Genomic DNA, 18,571 nt, shown 5'->3' on the forward strand with positions numbered 1-18,571 from the left:
CTAACCCACTGATGTCTTTCATCAAGAACCCCTTATCCTTCAATAACATCAGGAATTCTACTGAATACTCAGCAGCTTTTCTGACCATTTCATCAACTTAACTGCTTTTGTTATGTATAGAGGAAATGGAAATTTGAAGAATACTTCTTAATAGAAAGTTAAGCTTTCTTCATTACAATAAGGGAAGAGGATAGCAATAGAAAAGGGTACTTTAAGAAAATGCTAAAGAAAATTTACGTGCCAATAACCGGTACCGTAACCGATATATATAAGTTCAGCGCGGCGACCGAATTCGCCAGGGTCAAACGCTGCTGAAACTTAAATCTGGAGAAGCGCTCACCCCCGTGGTGATCGCTTATAACGGTTGGATACATCATATCTTTATAAAATCCGAGCAAACAGAGTACTGGGCAGCTACTATACTATTTACTATCGACGTCGTTGACGTCAACGATTTTCAACCGGATTCTGCAGAAGTTAACTCTCATAGGGAATTAGGTGAAGCCGGGCGACGTGGGCTTAAACGCCAAGGTCAGCGCTCATTTGGTTATTCTGCAGAATCGTTATTTGATGCTCCAGAAGCCAGCAGCAGTGGAATGGGTTACCGAGGCTCAGTGAAACCTCATCCTCACTTGCTTGGAATGAAAGAAGGCACACTCAATAAAATGAGCGCCAATGTAGCCACGAATAAGGCAGCCATAGAGTAAACGGCAGATAATGCTATTCACAATCCAGAATTAGCTAAACAACTTAGTCAGCAATTACAACAACAATTGCAAACAAGATCTGCATTGCATAAATCACCCACACTTAGTCGATAATTATGAATTTATTAGACACGATTATCATCGGTTCCGTAGAAGATCTGGAACATCAGATAAAATAATCGCCCGAGATTAATTATTTGGATGAGTATGGTTATACGCCCCTCATTCAAACGGTTATTGTTGATGATATTAAAAAAACAAAAATGCTTATCACCGCCGGTGCAGACGTTAATCAAAAAGATATCACTGGCCGCACCCCGTTACATTGGGCTGTGGCTAATAATAAATATGAATTGATAGAACTGTTAGTCACCAATGGTGCTAATCCCAATGCTTATACGCTTGAGCGAACCTATTTTAGCAAAACCGATTTTACGTCACGATAAAAAACTATTGATTAAACACGGCGCCAAGTATACCTTCGCCAACAACTATATCCATGCAAAATTATTAGCTCATCGTTTTGAATTGATTGGCAGTGTAGATATTCTTTATGCGGATGGTGTTTTCATGGAAGTTGATTATCAAGGTTTTTATTTGGAGTTCAGCCTCGATTTAATTCGGGATTCGTTATTAAATTTCTCCCACAATTTCGCCGCCCGTCCCATTAATTCATGGTTTAGCTATATTCAAACAATAAGTACGGTATTTTGGCAAGAGCGCGAGGTATTACAATACGATCACTACTTAAAAAAACCAGAACAACAACAGGAAGCCATTGTCCGGCTATTAAAAAACGATCCCATCCTTTTACCCATCAGCCAAGAAGGCTATGCGATAACGGGCGTAAAATATAAAAATCTTTTAGCGATTTGCGATCGCTCTTTAGAATCGGAACCTTTCGATCACATACCAATTTATTTTATAAATCGATCGTCAAATATAACGGTACCATTGATAGCCGATCTTTTGTTTCATAAACAATCCATCCAAGATATTCAAAACACATTGCAAAGAAAATTATATTTTCAGGCTATTGCAGAGATTCCTTTAAAAAATCAAGTCATTGGAAATTGTTCATGGGCAAACGTAGAAGCCATTATTCCCAGCCTCACTTTGATGTTACAACTGTAATCTCATGAATCACCGCAGCCACCCTCCTCTACGGATCATTTAATTACTAATAGCTTAGAACTTTTTCATCGCTGGCGGGATTGGGATACACATCGAGCATTATCAGCGGTCATCCAAGAATTTGAATCAGCCTCACCGGCCCGTAAAGCATCGATTGCGGCTTTGCTAGCCGGTGTCCTTTTTCAACAGTGTTCTGTGCGGATAACCCACAGCATATTGAACGCGCAAAGCCGATTATAAAAATCTTAAAAACTAAAGGATATGAATATATTCTCGAAATTATATTCAATTCTATGTTTACAACCGTTCCACGTATGTTGGGCAAAATTTACAACGCTTGTTACACGCTTATGAGTTGGACAAGGTATTTAAACAGAAAAATCTCTGCCGCCAGAGATAAGAGCGATGGGGTCTCCAAAAAGAAGTAATTGCAACGCTCCCCTTTGGTCGGCGTTGGTACGAGTTCCAGCGCAGGCGAAATTCAAAATAGTAAAAATATGGGTCCGCTTTCAGCCGAGATTTTTAACTCGCCACAATGACCCTCGCCCCACGCAGAACCCGACCATTGAGTTGATAACCTCTTTGGAGTACTTGAATAACTGTATTTAGTTTTGCCTCAGGTACTGCTTGTACAGACATGGCCTCATGAAGGGCAGGATCGAAAGGATCACCTGGGTTTGGGTTAATGACCTGAACGCCATGTTTCGCTAACGTGTTATGCAATAAATCAAGAGTCAATCTCATGCCATCGCGCATGCTTTTCACTTGAGGATCCTCTGAGGCTGGACTCTCAAGTCCATGAATAAGACTGTCAGCGACGGGCAAGAGGTCAGTAATTAATTGTTTTGAACAAAATTTAATAATATCCGCTTTTTCTCGTTCATTGCGCTTGCGCAAATTATCCATGTCTGCCTGAGCACGCAGGTATTGAGTTTTATACTCATCGACCTTGCGCTCCATGCGAGTGAGCTGACCTTCTAGCTTTTCGCGGCTGAGAAATTCAAGGCCCTCTCGATGAGTCTCCATCTCTTGAACACCATCCCCAACGCCTTCCTCTTGCTCTTGCTCAGCTTCCATCACTTTTTCCGATTTATTTTTTTGTTTGGTTTCAGATTCTGGATTGTTTTTGCTACTCATACAGCCTCCTAATGATGGGACATACTACAACAAAAAATTGATTTTCACAAAAAGATTCACACTCTCTTAAGGCCTAAACAAATTGAATTGCAAGTCTTTGATGCATTTAAAGCGGCTGGATTTTAAAATCGTATTCGCGAAGAAAAGTATACATAATTTTGTGTTTGGATTTAGCGGTGGCGCATTGGACCATTTCCATGTAAGAGTAGATGGAAATCATTCGCTCTTCTGCTTTTTCAATTAATCCTGCCGCTTTCATATTCCCTTTTTGAACCCAAATCAATATGTCTGTATCAAAGATCATTGTAACAACCACCGTGTAATGTATCCACTTGCTCAGTGACACTTTTCTCTTCATCAGCGAGCATGCCAAAAAAAGGGGTTCTCGGTGATCTTGTTTTTAGTGCTGGGCTTTCGATAGGGAAGAATTGTCCCTTTCACTTTACCATGATAGAGAATTTCAATTTCCTCATTTGGATCCAGTGCTTTTAGTACAGATTTCATGTTATAATGTAAATTTAAAATAGATGCTTTCATGTTCGCCTCTAAATATGTAAATATACATAATTGAAAAGTATATTCCAATCTCAATCGATCCAGCTAGAATTCTTAGCGCAAAAAAGCTATGCTCAAAATTGTGAGTAAACTATCATTCAGTCGGATTGCCTTAATGGGGCGGGAAGGGGTCGAGGAAGTGCCCGAAACGTTAGTCGCGTTGAAAGATTATCTTGTCTCGTTAAACAGGGAAGTTATTTTAGAAGAAAATGCGGCACATATAATTAATGGTGGTCGTTTACTCACTGTCCCAGCCAGCGATCTCAAAAAAAAAGCAGATTTACTTATCGTCGTGGGCGGAGATGGAAGTCTCTTAAATGCAGCTCATATCGCCGTGCCTCAGCAACTCCCTGTGCTTGGCATCAATCGCGGTCGTTTTGGTTTTTTAACTGATATCCCTCCAAATGATCTTACCCAAATCAGTAATATTCTCGACGGTCATTACCGCGAAGAGGTACGTTTTTTGTTAGAAGCGACAGTCGAAGAAGGTAATGAAATCGTTGCGAAAGGCATCGCCCTCAATGATATCGTGTTGTTGTCTGGCAATGCTCCCAAAATGATCGAGTTTGATATCTTTATCAACGACGAATTTGTTTGCAACCAGCGCGCCGATGGGCTAATCATCACAACCCCGACCGGCTCAACCGCCTACGCCCTATCCGGCGGAGGACCTATCTTGCATCCACAGCTAAATGCGATGGCCTTAGTCCCTATGTTTCCCCATACTTTAAGCAGTCGCCCTATCGTGGTCGATGCGGAAAGCCAAATAAAAATTACTATTTCGCCTGAAAATGACGTTTTCCCTTATGTGAGTAACGACGGACAAGAACGCGTATCGATTAAACCTGGTGGAAAGGTTTATACCCGTCAATATCTTTACCCATTGCACCTTATTCATCCGACTGATTACAATTATTATGAGACATTGCGTCGCAAGCTGGATTGGGAAAAACGAACGGCTAAGGTATAAGGTATGCTTACGCATATTCACATTAAAAATTTTGTTGTCGTAGAATCTTTAATCTTGATTTGGATAAAGGTTTAACTGTGTTAACAGGAGAAACCGGGGCTGGAAAATCCATCATTGTTGACGCCGTCAACCTTGCTCTGGGCGAGAGAACAAATACGGCTATTATCCGCAAGGAAACCGATCAATGCGATATCAGTTTATACTTCGACATATTGAATAACTCCGATGCGAAAGCTTGGTTAAAAGCAAAAGATTTTTCGGATGGTTTTGATTGCATTGTACGACGAATTATTTTTTCTGATGGGCGCAGCAGCCGTAGTACGATTAACGGCCATCCTTGTACACAGCAGTTAATCAGAGAGTTTGCTCACTTTATCTTGCAAATTCACGGCCAACATCAATATCAAACTTTATTAAAACGTGAAAGACAGCAACAATGGTTAGATAATTTTGAGCATCATCACGAACCGCTTGATAAAATTCGACAGGATTATTTCAAATGGAAAAATCTCCGAATGGAATTAAATCAATTAAATGAACAAGCCAAAAACTGTGATCACGAATTATCGCTTCTCAGTTATCAATTTGAAGAATTAGAAAATGCAAATTTACAAGAAGACGAATGGAAGACCCTAAGTCAACAACATCAACAATTGCACAATGCCAAATCACTCATTGAAAAATTGACGAAAGCGATTTCGCTTACCGTGCAAAGCGATGAAATATCAGCCTCGCGACTTTTACAACAAGCGATTGAACAAGTGAATGAAATTAAAATGGAAGATTCGCAATTGGCTACCATAAAAGAGATGCTCAATACCGCCGCTATTTATTTGCAAGAGGCTGGAACCGAGATTAATCATTACTGCGAACGATTGGATTTAAGCGCAGAGAATTTAACTTTATTAGAAACGCGTTTATCCTTACTTCACGATTTAGCGCGCAAACATCATATCAGTCCGAACGATTTAATTGATGTGAGAAAATCCCTCTAAAAGCGGATTGAAAAGCTCAAAAATATTGAAGAGTACATTCAGAGCTTAAAACAACGCCAGCTTGAAATTAAAACTAATTATGAAAAAACAGAAAGCGAACTTTCAGGCAGCCGAAAAAAAGCTGCGAAAATTTTAGAAAAAAAGATCACTGAAAAAATGCAGCTCTTAGGAATGAACAATGGCCAATTTATGGTTCGATTTGAAAAAGCTGAAACCGAAATTTCACCCCAGGGAAAAGAAAAGGTGGCTTTTTATATCAACACTAATCCCGGGAAAAATTTTTTACCGTTACAAAAAATTGTTTCCTCTGGAGAACTTTCTCGCATTAGCTTAGCGCTTCAAGTCATTACCGCAAAAAAAGAAAATACATCAGTATTGATTTTTGATGAAGTGGACACCGGAATCGGCGGGAAAACAGCGGGAATTGTGGGCCAATTATTGCGTGAACTCGGCGAAAAAACACAAGCGTTCTGCATCACGCATTTGCCACAGGTTGCCGCACTGGGACACCATCACCTTTACGTCAAAAAAGTAATTAGAAAAAACATTGTTTCTACCGCAATTGAGCAACTAACGCAAAAAGAGCGTGTAGAAGAATTAGCGCGAATGCTAAGTGGAACTAAAATTACCAAACAAAAAATTGCCCATTCGGAATCCCTGCTAGACTGCAAAGATTCCGCTTAATTCTGATATAATTTACGCTATAGTTTTTGATCGTGAAACACAGATCTCTTAGTTCGGCTAACACGAAATAATAACTGTTCAAAAGCTTCTATTTCTACAGTACTTTCGAGAGCAAGCTCCAGAACATTTTCATAGTAGATTTATCTTCGTAGTATTTAGAACATAAGAAACTTTCTAAAACATCTGGATGGCACTAAAGCAACCTGGGGGTTATTTTATTTAGGCACCTGATATATAAACACCAAAAAGGGCCTTCCTCGTCCTTATCTGATACACAGGTATCTTTTTTCGTTCCCTTCCATAAAAAAGCGATTAATTCATTATCAGGTAAACCACAAATATATTCAACCAACTCTGCCAATTTCTCTTTTAGAAAATTCGAATAGGGTGATTCTATTTTATTAACATAGTGGAAAAACAGCGTGACAGAATCATTGTCTTCGTCATATATAATGATTTTCAAGAAAGCTTATCCCCCGAGAGAAAGGGAGGCGGTTGATAATTCCATCGAGATAAGAGTAAATATTATTTTTTTCATTTAGATCTGGTAAAACCGGAGAATATTCCCAATGTCTTTCAATCAACGAAAAGTGCTCTTCTTCAATTATCTCGACGACAAATCGGAGTGGTGTGGAGGGAGGATAGAGCGTTATCTTTAACAATAAAGAAAGGTGCTCATTTTTTGCGGCTTAGGCTGTTGTTGGAGCAACTGAAAAAACGTCGCCACAAAATTTAGATTAGGGTATGCGTCTTTTAACTAGGGGATTAGCTATTCAAAAAAACTTTGGATTTCCGTATTCAATTTTCAATTTCTTCATCCCTATCATCCCTAGAATAATAATGAAGTTTCATCCATAAAGCCGTAGCTCCTTTAAAGGGACCTTCACTCACCGATCGACTTAAAACAACCAAGGCTTCTTCGGGTGTGCGGTAATCCTGAAACTTAAATGTAGAGGCAATCTCAGAAATTTCCTGATAGGAAACAATTGGCCAATCCGATTTTTTTCTTCAATTTTAGTCCCTTGCTGGGCGACGAAGGCGACGCTTGACGAAACATAATATATTTTTCCTTACTGCAGGTTCATCAAATTAGAAGTCTTACTCGGTGTGCGAAGCACTTGCGTGAGCCCGCCAAATAGGACAGATAATCCCATCTAGAAAATCTCTACTATCTGCAAAGATCCCGCTTAGAGGGTTAAATTAACAGACGCAGGGAACGTACCTTTCTACGTAGCAAGTGCGATCGCCGTACCAGGGGTTGTATCAGCAATGACGAACGTAAGTTACTTGTCGGTAAGCATAATCATGACTTGCAGCCACACCTAGAATCATTCCTAACGCTGCTCCAAAAATAAGTGCAGCAACAAAAAGGTCACCACCGTGGTGGTAGTGATGACATTAATAGGAGCAGTAATGAGCATAGGCCTAAGAAGGCGTCACTGCAAAAAGGCTAGTGATAGCCACTAATCGCTCTAGGGTGATTAATAATTTTTATTAATTTTCATAAAGTTATCGCCTCTTTCTATTAACGTTGCGCAATAACGCAATGGGATAATATTACCTTATCGCAATAAAATGTACAATTTTTCAGCATGCCCGCTGCCTCTCAAACAACTGTTTTTCGCAATCATGGCAAATGCCATAAATCGTCAGATTATGGTCCGTCATTCTGAATTTAGATTTCTTCACAATGACGGCTTGGCGATCCTCTATTAGAGCGTCTACAAACTCTTCCACTTTGCTGCAATGCACGCACACCAAATGATCATGATGCTCGCCTTGATCGATCTCAAAAATAGAATGGCCGCCTTCAAAATTGTGCCGTTTGACCAGGCCCGCCGCTTCGAATTGCGTGAGTACCCGATAGACAGTAGCAAGCCCAACATCTTCTCCCATTTCTATTAATTTACGATAGACATCTTCTGCGCTCATGTGGTGCGGGTCCGCATTCTCTAAAATTTTTAATACCTTAATTCGCGGCAGGGTAGCCTTGAGGCCTGCCTTTCGCAATTCTTGATTTTCCAAAGCGACTCCCAGCAAATTTACTGTCGAAGAAGTATCTTATCACACACCAATCAAAAATCCCTGATTGGATGGCATTCAAAAACAGATGCGATATAATCATTACTCTTCAAATAAAAAAGGAGCTTCTATGCAGCGTACAATGACTTTTTTCTCTCTTTTGATCTGTATGGTCATTACTCTAACTGGCTGCATTTACCGTCCGCCCGTCCAACAAGGCAATGTGATTACCGATAAAGACTTAGGTGCTTTGCATAAAGGCATAACAAGAACCAAGGTGGAATCCCTGTTAGGAACTCCTGTATTGACCAATATCTATGTTGACAACCGTTTGGTGTACGTGTATACCCTTAAAAAAGGACATCACAAAATACATTCTACGCGTCTAATTGTGTATTTACGTGATAATCGCGTCGTGAGTTTCTGGACTGATAAAAATCAACTCAGCCACAGGGTTATCCTCCCTCACCCTTAGCCATTTGCCGAATTTTTCCGCGTTTAGCCCGCAATAAACGTGCTTGCTTAGGATCCATGGTTAGAGGGCGGTAGATCTCGATCCGGTCACCATCACGCAGCCCCGAATCGAGTGTGGTGCGTTTATTGTGAATGCCGACGATCGCTTGAGATAAATTAAGTTCAGGAAATTGCTGTAAGATCCCGGAACGTTTAACAGCCACCACCAAAGTGCAACTTTCTTCAACCGTTAATGGGATCTCAACTTGTTTTTCAGGAATAGCGTAGGCGACAATAACGGAGATCATGCCTTTTTTCCATAAACGACATCCGCTCGTTCACAAAAAGTATCGACCAACCGGGTGGCCATTTGGTTAAACAGTGACCCAAACATTAACGTTAACCCTAACCAGCACGAAGCGAATTCAAATTCCAAATCTAGAGAAATTCGACAACGGTCGCCATCCAGGGGTCCAAAACACCAAAAACCCTCCAATTTCCGAAAAGGCCCATTAATTAGCTGGATTTTTATTATTCTGTAAGGCTGGAGCCGGTTTAAAGTAGTAAATGACTTGCTGAATCCACCCCGGGCAAACGAGAGCGTGGCGCGTATTTCTTCGTGCGTGCAGCTATTGATGCGGCTTTCGCTACAAAAAGGAACGAATTCAGAATACGATTCCACATCATTAACCAATTCGTACATTTGATTTTGAGGATAAGAAACAACTTTACTTTTATTGATATTGGGCATACCATTCCGATAATATAGCCAACGCCATGGACAAGCAAATTTCTAAAAAACCGGCACAACAAACTATCGCTCTAAATAAAAGGGCATTGCACGACTATTACGTTGAGCAGCGATTTAAGGCAGGGTTAGTGCTGGAAGGCTGGGAAGTCAAAAGTATTCGCGCGGGCCGCGTGCAATTGCGGGATAGTTATGTTGTTTTTAAAGGCTGTGAAGCCTGGTTGATTGGTGCGCACATCTCCCCGCTTCCCAATGTCGCGGAAGATATGAAACCTGACCCTCAACGCTCGCGGAAATTACTTTTGAACAAGCATGAAATTGGAAAACTGTTTGGAGCAGTTCAAAAACAAAGCTTAACAGTGGTTCCACTGGATTTACATTGGCATAAAAATCATGTCAAAGCTGAAATCGTCCTTGCAAAAGGTAAAAAAACCCACGATAAGCGAGAAACCATCAAACGCCGCGAGTGGGAACACGAGAAACATCGTGTATTGAAATCTCATGGATAAACGCTCCTCGCTTCCACCAATAGCTCGTCACGTCACTTGCGACCAAATGGACGAAGCCTGCTTTCCAGGGTAAATATACCGATTTAGAAGAGACTGGCAGCTATCTCTGTCGACAATGCGGGATAGCATTATTTCGTTCACAAGATAAATTTCATTCGCCCTGCGGCTGGCTGGCCGAGTTTCGACACGACTATTGCGGAAATAATAAAGCGATTGCCCCCGATCCCAATGGACAGCGCATTGAAATTCGTTGCGAACATTTGAGGGCCCATTTAGGACATGTTTTTAAAGGAGAAGCGTTAACGCCTAAAAATACACGTTATTATGTAAATTCCTTGAGTTTGGATTTTGTAACTGATAACCAGATCCGCGATACCGAAGAAGCGATTTTCGCCGACGGGTGCTTTTAGGCTGTAGAAATCATTATTTTAAACGTTTACCGGGCGTTTTAAAAGCTGAAGTCGGCTACACAGGCGGACATAAAAACAACCCCACCTCTCAAGAAGTGTGTAGCGGTACGACGGGACATGTCGAAGCTATCCGCATTTTATACGATCCTCAACAAATTAATTATGAAAAAATACTTCATTATTTTTTGAAATTCACGATCCCACACAAACGGATGGCTGAAACGGCAATAAATATGTTAACAGAAAAGGGTTATCGCATTACCACTGGACTAGCGCCAGTGAGTATTTTTTGGCCTGCGGAAGATTATCATCAGGATTATTATCAAAAAGGAACAGCCTTATTGTCATCACTATGTAAAGCGTCTTTAATAAGCATTTTGCTTCTTACAAAACACGATACAGCGGGTGTGTGGAATCACTTTGCCGCCACAATTGGAATAACACTGATGATTATCCGATTGACAACCGCAATTGGAAGAACAATAAAAATAATACGCAAAATAATCATTCCGCTACAACTTTTATTCGACACCGCTACTCCCCAAAACTACAATGCGATTGAGAATCAGACTTTTTTACCAAACATTCATTAACACATTGACATGCCCGAAACGATTTTGGAAGGATGTGAGTGTAAGCTAGCCTCATAAATGGGGGCACAGCCATTATTTAAGATAAAACCAATCCTATGAGAGCAAATAATTTTTGCAAGGTCTTCGTGAAATGCATTTTACTGAAGGCCAATTTAAATGTCTATTTTTCCGTTCGATAGCAGTATTTACCCTACCGCCCAATTGATTTACAATAAAGTGTGAATTCGGGGGCGACAAGGCTTCGACATGGATCCTGAAACCCGAGACGCATGTCGAGCCGGCAACGAAGGCTCGTAAATCCATCAGTTGCAAACAGATAGTTGCAAACGATAGTAATTATCTCCAAGAAGCTTACGCATAAAGCTTCCTCCGTTGCTGGGATTTGCTTATAGATCCCTACCAGCGGCCATAGTATATAAGCTCGCCCTCAAGCATGGCTCATGACTTAAAGGTTAAACAGAAGAGCTAGCAGTCAATTTCCCCTGCTCGTCGGGCGATTGGCTGTTAAATTGTAGACGATGCTAAGCATGTAGTGTCAACGGTGGATGATTTATGGACGCGGGTTCAATTCCCGCCGCCTCCACAATGTAATATTTTGATTTTAAAGACTATTTCTCAAATCTTGCACAAGAGAGCTCGATGTATTCTAGAACCAAATACGATGATCATTTTTGTACTGCTGTATAAATAAATAGTTCTTTGGTTTTTGCACCCTAAACATCTCCGAGGGCGCTGGTTCATTTTTGTAGCGAGTTGATCAGGCTCTTTTTGTGTAATCCTGTCAATGTCAGCTTCCTTGCAAGTACAATTTTAACCGACCATTTATATTATTCATTGCTCCCCTTTCCAAGGTGAATATCTTTCGCAATAATAAACCTTACATTCATTATCGGGTTCAAATGCCTGTAATCAGCGAACTCAATGCCTTAATGCCTTGACCAAAAGTAATAGTTTTAAACATTTTTTCGGAAAGGGGTGGCAAGTTTTTTCTTTATTTTATCCATCACAACTCGAAAATATCTACGGTTATTTTTTATTAGAAAAACCTTTCGATATTTTCGTTCAACTAATATTGTTACGACTTTTTCTTTCGTTCCCTTAAACTGAACAGTATCTTCTTCACAGTGTCCAAAGTTTTCTGGTTGCAATGTCCTCAGACCTTTGCGTAATTTAAGCGTATTTTTCCATTTTTTAAGCTTCTGACAACGTAATCCCGCAATACGCCATTTTTTATAATTTGCTTAACCGTTTTTGCTTTGCCCGCTCTTCTGTTTTTAATTGGCTCTTTTAGGATCAGTACCCATCCGGATCACTATTGCCTTTCAGTTCTCGGTATAGAGTTCCGATACTTTGATAACTGCTTTGTTATCTCCGTCATGGACAACTCTATTTCAAGCAATTATAAAAATAACGTCGATCTGAGATCAACAAATGAGTATACTTACAATAGTCTCCTTGTTATTCAAGTCTCTCAAGAAAATAAATATATAGGATTTTTAGACTCTCACACTTCTATTTAGGATTTTCCCTCTCAGAGACTCATTCATAGAAAAACCAGGGACAATGAACTTAGACGGAAACCCTGCTCCACCTCCTTTTGATTCAAAATAAAATCGAAAAATGGTTTAATTATAATCTTGCTAAAGAATGCTTCAAGAACATCACGCTCTGTTCATTATGAACTGAGTTAATCAGCCTTCGTCTTTCTAACTTATTGTTTTCCTTACAGGATTTAAGCAAATGCTGGTATAGAGTTCAATCCGCTTTTGAGATTTTGTAATCCATTTAATTGCATTTCTTTTTTATTCGCTATAACACTGTATTATTGATAATCTCATGATCTTCGTCATTTAAGAAATTTAAATAATCAAAATCCTACTATTTCAGTTTCTTGGCTTCAAAATAACTAAATGTTAGTTGTAAGAAACTGAGAAATTTCATCAATCTCAACTCTTTTAATTTTATCTAGTAAAATGAGTATTCGATCGAAACTATCTTTAAATTTTTGTAGTTCTTCTTCATTATTTTCGTATTCCTGGTACATCAATACAACCACACTAATTTTATAGGGTTTGATCGGAAGAAATTTCTTGATCAGGTAACACATCAATAAATAACCCAAACGTTCTTTTCCATGATATTCTTTTTTTCTATTGATTTCCTTAATGCGATCATTGGGCTCATCTGGAAATCCTTGGCGTATGTATCTTTTAAAAATCCACGTAGTAAGAATTTTTAACGGCTGATCTGCCGTTACAACAGAATCTGCTTGTAAGTTTTTTTAGCTGATCTCGTTGAATAAAATATCGTTCATAAGGGAAAATGCTAAATTACCAATCACGTCAATAAATAAGTCTATTTCTCTAGGATTTTTCCTTTAGCTTGATATTAATAACATTGCCAAATGTCATATGTTCGAATAATTTCAACGACTGGCTCATTTCTTCCAGCCATTCTGTTTTATTTTATGAGAGTCGATGAATGTTTTTGGATTATGAATCCATGAAATCAATATCATTGAGTTTATCCTCCCTCTCCTCCTTACATAAAGGTTAAAACCATGTTTTTAGAACGCCTCATGCGCCTCCTCTTATTGCCGTCTGGTTGTAATAGATCGATCATCGCTGTTTAAATATTGATAGATTCTACCTAAATCCTATTGTCTATCTTTTTAAAAACGACTCATTAGAATCGCTTAATGTTTTATGAAAACAACTTCCTAGACGCCAGAATTTTTTCTCTCCAAGCTTTAAATTTCATAAAGACGTTTAAGCGCTCTTGGTTATTCTTACGCATTTCAATTTCTTCTGATACCATCCAACTTCAACCGTAAATCGTAGGACGAGTGACTCGTAAAATAGCTGCTAATTCTAAAACATTGAGATCCATTGATCGCTTTACTTGCTGGAACTGCTTATTAAATAATCGTACCTCAATGACATGAGGCACAGCACTTTGCTGCGATTGAGTGCCGACAACAGCGGTGGACTCTTGTCCTAGCAGGGGGATAGAAGCCTAATTGAGTTGTACCCTGTGCCAATCCAATAACCCTACCAATAAGGCAGCTACAAGGGTAGGAGTCACTTTAGGATTGTGTTCTATAAAGTCATGCCCTTTCGTAGAACTATCTTCCACCTCAACCAATCCACTATGTGGCAGATTAGATAATGAGACCTTGCTTTTGTACATACATCCCTTACTTCCAGCTTGCCATGTTCGCCGCCCAAATTGCTTGAGAGAATCCTTAATAAATTACTTCATGTAATCGATGAAGCCGTCTTAAAATGAGGTCTATATCAAAATCACTTTTGTCCGTACTGAAATAATCAAGATCTAATAATAAGAAATCTTTTTCTGGCTCACGTCGTCCTTCAAAAGTTATAAACTTACCTGATCCAGACAATCTTCGCTGTACTAAGTGGTTTCTGTTTTAGTTAAAAATTGATATAACGTAATCCTAAACGAATAAAGAGAGAAAATTTTAAAAACTCATGGAATTTTTCAATACCCCTGCAAATTTTTCCAATTGATGATTGTTTGCTTATCAAGGATAATACCGGTTTTCTCGTTTTTATCTATAAAATTCTATTGCTTCAAAATAGGGTGATTGAGCTGTTGGCCTTCCTTTAATTGAAGCGCCTAAATATTAGAAAACTGATAATGAAGGAAGAGATCACGAATCTTATCCTGCAACTCAGGAACATATTTTTCGATGCCCCGATGTTAGTAAACTTCACCTGCGCTAATACGTATGTCAGAGGTGATTTAGACAATTTCAGGTGCATGCTGTCTCCTCTACTCTTTGGTTTCACCATAGATTAAGTCCATCAGAAACTTTACAAAAAATACATTGTAAATTTCTTTGACACCAGCTCAATAGCATGTGATACACTTTTAAAGTTGAACTCCTAGAGATCACATAAAAACGGCTAAAATTAGAGAGTTTTTCTACTGACAATAATAGAAAAGTTAGTCAATAAGCTTCTGCTAAGTCCATCAGATAAACATAATCTCGAACACAAGACAGCCAAAAATAGATGAAATTATAAATCACCCATTAAAAAACAGTTATTAAAGATTTCTTTAGGAAAAGGGGCGGCTTGAAGTAATCTGGCATCTGCCTTCATTCAAGGAACGCTTGTCTTCCGCAGATTGTAATTTTAACATATGGAAATAGATCTGTCCTAGTCGCTTGTTCCCTAATACAGGGTCGTCTTTCAAATTTCTTAACTTATTCTATTATCCTTTCTCCCAGTGATCCACTACTATATTCTTTAATTTTTATGCCGCCACCATTTTTTCTTTTATTGAAATTCCTTCTCTAAAGAATAAAAAAACTGGGACTCATAATCCTATTTTCTTTCGTTTAAATGAATTATGTATTGCTCTAATATTAAGATCAGAAACTCTTTATTTTTTTCAGTAGATCCAGGTAAAATTAGGAATGTCACTAATTAATAGATTCCAAGAATTCTTTATAAGCGTCGTAGTTTTTCTTGAACGTTGTTAACACCAGATAAAAAGGTATCAATACGATCAATTAATTCAAAAAACGTCATTGTACTTTAAGTGCGATAGCTTTTTTTAAAAGCGGTTTTATTGATAACGAAAAATTAGAAAAAGGGAAAATATAAAATATAAGATGACTTTTTAAATTTATCAAAATACATAAGGAGCAATCGCTAATACCGACAACCTCATTAAGACGCCTTCCTATTTTGTTTTTAAATTCGAGTAGCAACTCTAAAAACACGAAGCTTCATTCGAGGTCCTGAGAAAGTAGCGCCTTATCCAGATGGCGATGCCGCTCCTCAACTTCAATACCGACGATAAAGCGGAAAAGCTGTTGGGTCATAGCTTGGACCTATAGCATTAAATAAGGTTTTAAAACGATATTCTTTATCGCTAGTCTGAATGATAAAATATTGATATTGATAATATCCACTAATTACCTCTAACTGACCAGCAAGTAATATCTGACGAATATTATAAGCGTTATCTAATGGAAAAATCGCTAAATAAGTCATATTAAAGACTATAGTATTCTCTCAAAAATCGTTTTTTCTCCTCATAAAGACAATAATCGCTATACTCGAGGGACAATAGGATAGAATGCAAATAAGACTCGTTGCCAAGCACACGAGATTTTTCTTCTTGTCTAATCTCGCGATCCATTCATTCGATTCCCGAAATCTCAAAAGAGGATTTTTTAATACTGTCAAATAAGATATTTTTTGACTTATGCCTCGTTGATTTCTTTCCAAAATAACTCCACCAGGGCATCTAACGGTAAATTTTGTATCCCACTTTTTTTAAGGCGGTCAAAATTATCAAGCGTTAGATGCTTCAAAGGATAAAGCGTCACCTCCTTACCTAACACAGCAGGTAATAAACTGCTTCGAGAAAACATAAAAATTTTTCCTTCATGACCTTGCCTTTCTAATTTACGAACAACATCAATTTCCAATAATTTTGATCTAAGAATTTCAACTGCTTCATTCGAATCTATATTATCAAAAGCCCCCTCAAGCTATTGATTATGTCGATAACCTCGAAATCCTCTTAAATTAGAATACCCATTATTAGACATGTGACCACTGAAAAGAACGATATAATCCCCCTTTGACGCCCTTCGTCTTCGTAATTTCATATTGATTTTGCTTTAAGGCCTTAATAGCAGTTACTTCAGTGTTAGAAAATATTTTACTGTGATGCCCTGTCGTTAGGATTGCTCTTGCAAAGAGATAGATAAATCGGTTAAATAATGACTAAAATAGGTTCTGGATGGAAACGGGGTGGTTATATTTGGATAATTTGTAGAAAACCACTTAGCAAATCTAGATTGATCTTAAAAACCAGAACGCATGGCGGAAATAGGCAGATTTAAAATATAAAGATCTTCTTCAGGAGAAAAAGGTAGTTCTTGTCCAATACTAACTACAATCGTAAACAATAATTCCCACGTCCAATTCTAGATAGATAGAGCCGTCGCTGGCCATTTTGCTAGAACGCCGAATTCAACATAAGTTATTTAATAACCCAAATAAAAGTGTGGCAATAATCATAAAAGATACGCATAGTGCTAAAATTACTAGTGACAACGCACAAATGGATTCCACTACAAGCTGGATGGACATTATAATTTCTGCTTTAGTGCGGAGAAATTCGATGAAGGTTCTGAAAAAAGCAGAGAATCTGTATTTTCTGTAAACATCGATGATCTGTTGATAGCCCATAATATAGTAAACTAATGAAACAGATAGTCTTCGTAAATTTGAAATACTAACATGGCCCCAATCAGCACTGTCAATAACTCTAACAATAGGAAATTCAGTAATTTAGCGAAAATACGGGGACTGTACGGAAAGACGAATTATTATCATAGTCATTCCGAGTCTGATTTTATAACGTAATTTATACATCTATAAACTGATTATTCAAAAGATTTAAAAAGTCATTTCTGTTTTAATGCTGGCAAGGCTGGATAATAATTAAGGTTGTTTGATAAATAATTAATGTACTAAAGCAATAAGGAAGCGACAAGAATAACATTCACTGAAACTTGGTTATTTTCAAAAACTTTAAAGCCAAAGAACTGAATTCTTTTATTCTTTCTCTGCAACAAGTCATGATTTGACAAAAAGGATAACCATACAAATCCAGAATATAAAAAAGGCAATAAATATTCAAACGTCGATATGCCTAGAAAACTAAAATGCGATAAATAATAAAAGAAAAATATCGAGGTAGCTGTAAAAAACATAACTTTGCACCTAATAATAAACAAAATTATTACCACTGAAATCAAGAATAAAATTACTGCTGTTAGATTCCCTAATATAGCAGGTCCATGAGGCACTAAGCGAGGTAGGTTTTTCAATACAAAATTATTATGTATAGCAAGAAAAATAAGACGTTGTGACACTCCACTCGAAGTAAAGAAATTAGCATCCCATAAAGAAAAAATTTGTTTAATAGAATAACCCCATTAGAAAATCCAAAATATCCATCTAGCGGATTCTAGTAAGGTAAATAACGAATCTTTCAAGTTTATCTATAATAAACCGCTAGTAATTTTAATAACTGGTCATCCCCGCCTGCGCACCTAGCCATCAACTTAAGCATAAACCCCTAATGACTGTAAAGTTGATGCTTCTCTTTCGCCTTGTTCCTTTCAAAGCTCCTTGATACAAGGGGCCTCTATCATTACCCACCCGTGGTGAAGCGTGAAAAACTTAAACCCCGTCGCCCTCCGCGGGGCATCTGCTGTATTATTGAAGCATACAAAACCTTCACGGCGGAGTCAGGAGGAGACCTAAAAGACTAGGGGCTAAGAAAAACACCGATGGTGCTTTTCTTAGCCTTTTAGCCGGGACTCCCGTGACTTCGGCTGTGAAAGCCCTCGATTCTTTGTCTGTCAGTAGACGGCCCACGCACGGGAACGACATTTAAAAAACGAAACCTTGATATAAATATTTCCATTTTAGGTTTTTTCTATGAGACTAATTTCAAAAAAATTTCATCGTCGCCGCGAAGGCGGAGACCCAGCGCGCAGCACGACGTGCGCAGCGCGCTAAAGCGTTCCTGGACTCCTGCGCGGGATCACGAAGCCTAAAAATTGGAAATGGCTGTGACTTGTAGGCAACGATATGAA

9 protein-coding genes, 1 other RNA gene and 8 pseudogenes are annotated in these 18,571 nt (G+C 38.5%); 9 read left to right on the forward strand and 9 right to left on the reverse strand.

Going from position 1 to position 18,571, the window contains the following annotated elements:
- Positions 1 to 219 precede the first annotated feature (219 nt).
- Positions 220 to 821 (forward strand): annotated as a pseudogene (locus FIV31_RS07855) (acetyl-CoA carboxylase biotin carboxyl carrier protein subunit).
- A 2-nt stretch (positions 822 to 823) separates the two neighbouring features.
- Positions 824 to 2,241 (forward strand): annotated as a pseudogene (locus FIV31_RS07860) (ankyrin repeat domain-containing protein).
- 122 nt (positions 2,242 to 2,363) lie between these two features.
- Here the strand turns inward: FIV31_RS07860 and grpE are convergent.
- The 3 genes and pseudogenes from grpE to FIV31_RS07875 all read right to left on the reverse strand — a co-directional run bounded on the left by grpE (position 2,364) and on the right by FIV31_RS07875 (position 3,543).
- On the reverse strand, positions 2,364 to 2,978 hold the full coding sequence (gene grpE / locus FIV31_RS07865) for a nucleotide exchange factor GrpE (protein WP_280124380.1): 615 nt from the start codon (positions 2,976 to 2,978) through the stop codon (positions 2,364 to 2,366).
- A gap of 109 nt (positions 2,979 to 3,087) precedes the next feature.
- Positions 3,088 to 3,282, reverse strand: a pseudogene (locus FIV31_RS07870) (PIN domain-containing protein); the annotation flags it as partial.
- Positions 3,272 to 3,543: pseudogene (locus tag FIV31_RS07875) on the reverse strand (type II toxin-antitoxin system Phd/YefM family antitoxin). The pseudogenes FIV31_RS07870 and FIV31_RS07875, both read right to left, overlap by 11 nt.
- Before the next feature lie 60 nt (positions 3,544 to 3,603).
- Between FIV31_RS07875 and FIV31_RS07880 the strand changes: the two are divergent.
- Both FIV31_RS07880 and recN read left to right on the forward strand, forming a co-directional pair.
- Complete coding sequence (locus tag FIV31_RS07880) at positions 3,604 to 4,503, forward strand: NAD(+) kinase (RefSeq protein ID WP_280124381.1); 900 nt, start codon at positions 3,604 to 3,606, stop codon at positions 4,501 to 4,503.
- Positions 4,504 to 4,506: 3 nt separating this feature from the next.
- Positions 4,507 to 6,182: pseudogene (gene recN / locus FIV31_RS07885) on the forward strand (DNA repair protein RecN).
- A gap of 1,587 nt (positions 6,183 to 7,769) precedes the next feature.
- Here the strand turns inward: recN and fur are convergent.
- Positions 7,770 to 8,207: a ferric iron uptake transcriptional regulator gene (gene fur / locus FIV31_RS07890; protein ID WP_280124382.1), complete on the reverse strand. Its 438-nt coding sequence runs from the start codon at positions 8,205 to 8,207 to the stop codon at positions 7,770 to 7,772.
- Between the two features lie 127 nt (positions 8,208 to 8,334).
- On the opposite strand from fur, the pseudogene FIV31_RS07895 reads away from it, so the two are divergent.
- Positions 8,335 to 8,716, forward strand: a pseudogene (locus FIV31_RS07895) (outer membrane protein assembly factor BamE).
- Here the strand turns inward: FIV31_RS07895 and FIV31_RS07900 are convergent.
- Complete coding sequence (locus FIV31_RS07900; protein WP_280124383.1) at positions 8,660 to 8,965, reverse strand: RnfH family protein; 306 nt, start codon at positions 8,963 to 8,965, stop codon at positions 8,660 to 8,662. The pseudogene FIV31_RS07895 and the gene FIV31_RS07900 sit on opposite strands and share 57 nt — an antisense overlap.
- The gene (locus FIV31_RS07905) at positions 8,962 to 9,408 is read right to left on the reverse strand and encodes a type II toxin-antitoxin system RatA family toxin (protein ID WP_280124384.1); all 447 of its coding nucleotides are present in this window, start codon (positions 9,406 to 9,408) and stop codon (positions 8,962 to 8,964) included. The genes FIV31_RS07900 and FIV31_RS07905 overlap by 4 nt, the downstream gene beginning before the upstream one ends.
- A 26-nt stretch (positions 9,409 to 9,434) precedes the next feature.
- On the opposite strand from FIV31_RS07905, the gene smpB reads away from it, so the two are divergent.
- The 4 genes and pseudogenes from smpB to ssrA all read left to right on the forward strand — a co-directional run bounded on the left by smpB (position 9,435) and on the right by ssrA (position 11,503).
- On the forward strand, positions 9,435 to 9,914 hold the full coding sequence (smpB, locus tag FIV31_RS07910) for an SsrA-binding protein SmpB (protein WP_280124385.1): 480 nt from the start codon (positions 9,435 to 9,437) through the stop codon (positions 9,912 to 9,914).
- A gap of 98 nt (positions 9,915 to 10,012) precedes the next feature.
- Positions 10,013 to 10,324 (forward strand): annotated as a pseudogene (locus tag FIV31_RS07915) (peptide-methionine (R)-S-oxide reductase); the annotation flags it as partial.
- Positions 10,315 to 10,693, forward strand: a pseudogene (locus FIV31_RS07920) (peptide-methionine (S)-S-oxide reductase). The pseudogenes FIV31_RS07915 and FIV31_RS07920, both read left to right, overlap by 10 nt.
- A gap of 450 nt (positions 10,694 to 11,143) precedes the next feature.
- Positions 11,144 to 11,503: a transfer-messenger RNA gene (gene ssrA / locus FIV31_RS07930) on the forward strand.
- A gap of 2,237 nt (positions 11,504 to 13,740) precedes the next feature.
- Here ssrA and FIV31_RS07935 read toward each other — a convergent pair.
- From FIV31_RS07935 to FIV31_RS07945, 3 genes are all read right to left on the reverse strand, one after another.
- Positions 13,741 to 13,866, reverse strand: a complete 126-nt coding sequence (locus tag FIV31_RS07935) for a hypothetical protein (RefSeq protein ID WP_280124386.1) — start codon at positions 13,864 to 13,866, stop codon at positions 13,741 to 13,743.
- 1,868 nt (positions 13,867 to 15,734) lie between these two features.
- Positions 15,735 to 15,944 (reverse strand): hypothetical protein, encoded by a 210-nt coding sequence (locus tag FIV31_RS07940; RefSeq protein ID WP_280124387.1) that lies wholly within the window; start codon positions 15,942 to 15,944, stop codon positions 15,735 to 15,737.
- A 212-nt stretch (positions 15,945 to 16,156) separates the two neighbouring features.
- The gene (locus FIV31_RS07945) at positions 16,157 to 16,384 is read right to left on the reverse strand and encodes a hypothetical protein (RefSeq protein WP_280124388.1); all 228 of its coding nucleotides are present in this window, start codon (positions 16,382 to 16,384) and stop codon (positions 16,157 to 16,159) included.
- Positions 16,385 to 18,571 lie beyond the last annotated feature (2,187 nt).

This window comes from Coxiella endosymbiont of Ornithodoros amblus, from assembly GCF_019425495.1.
Taxonomy (GTDB): domain Bacteria; phylum Pseudomonadota; class Gammaproteobacteria; order Coxiellales; family Coxiellaceae; genus Coxiella.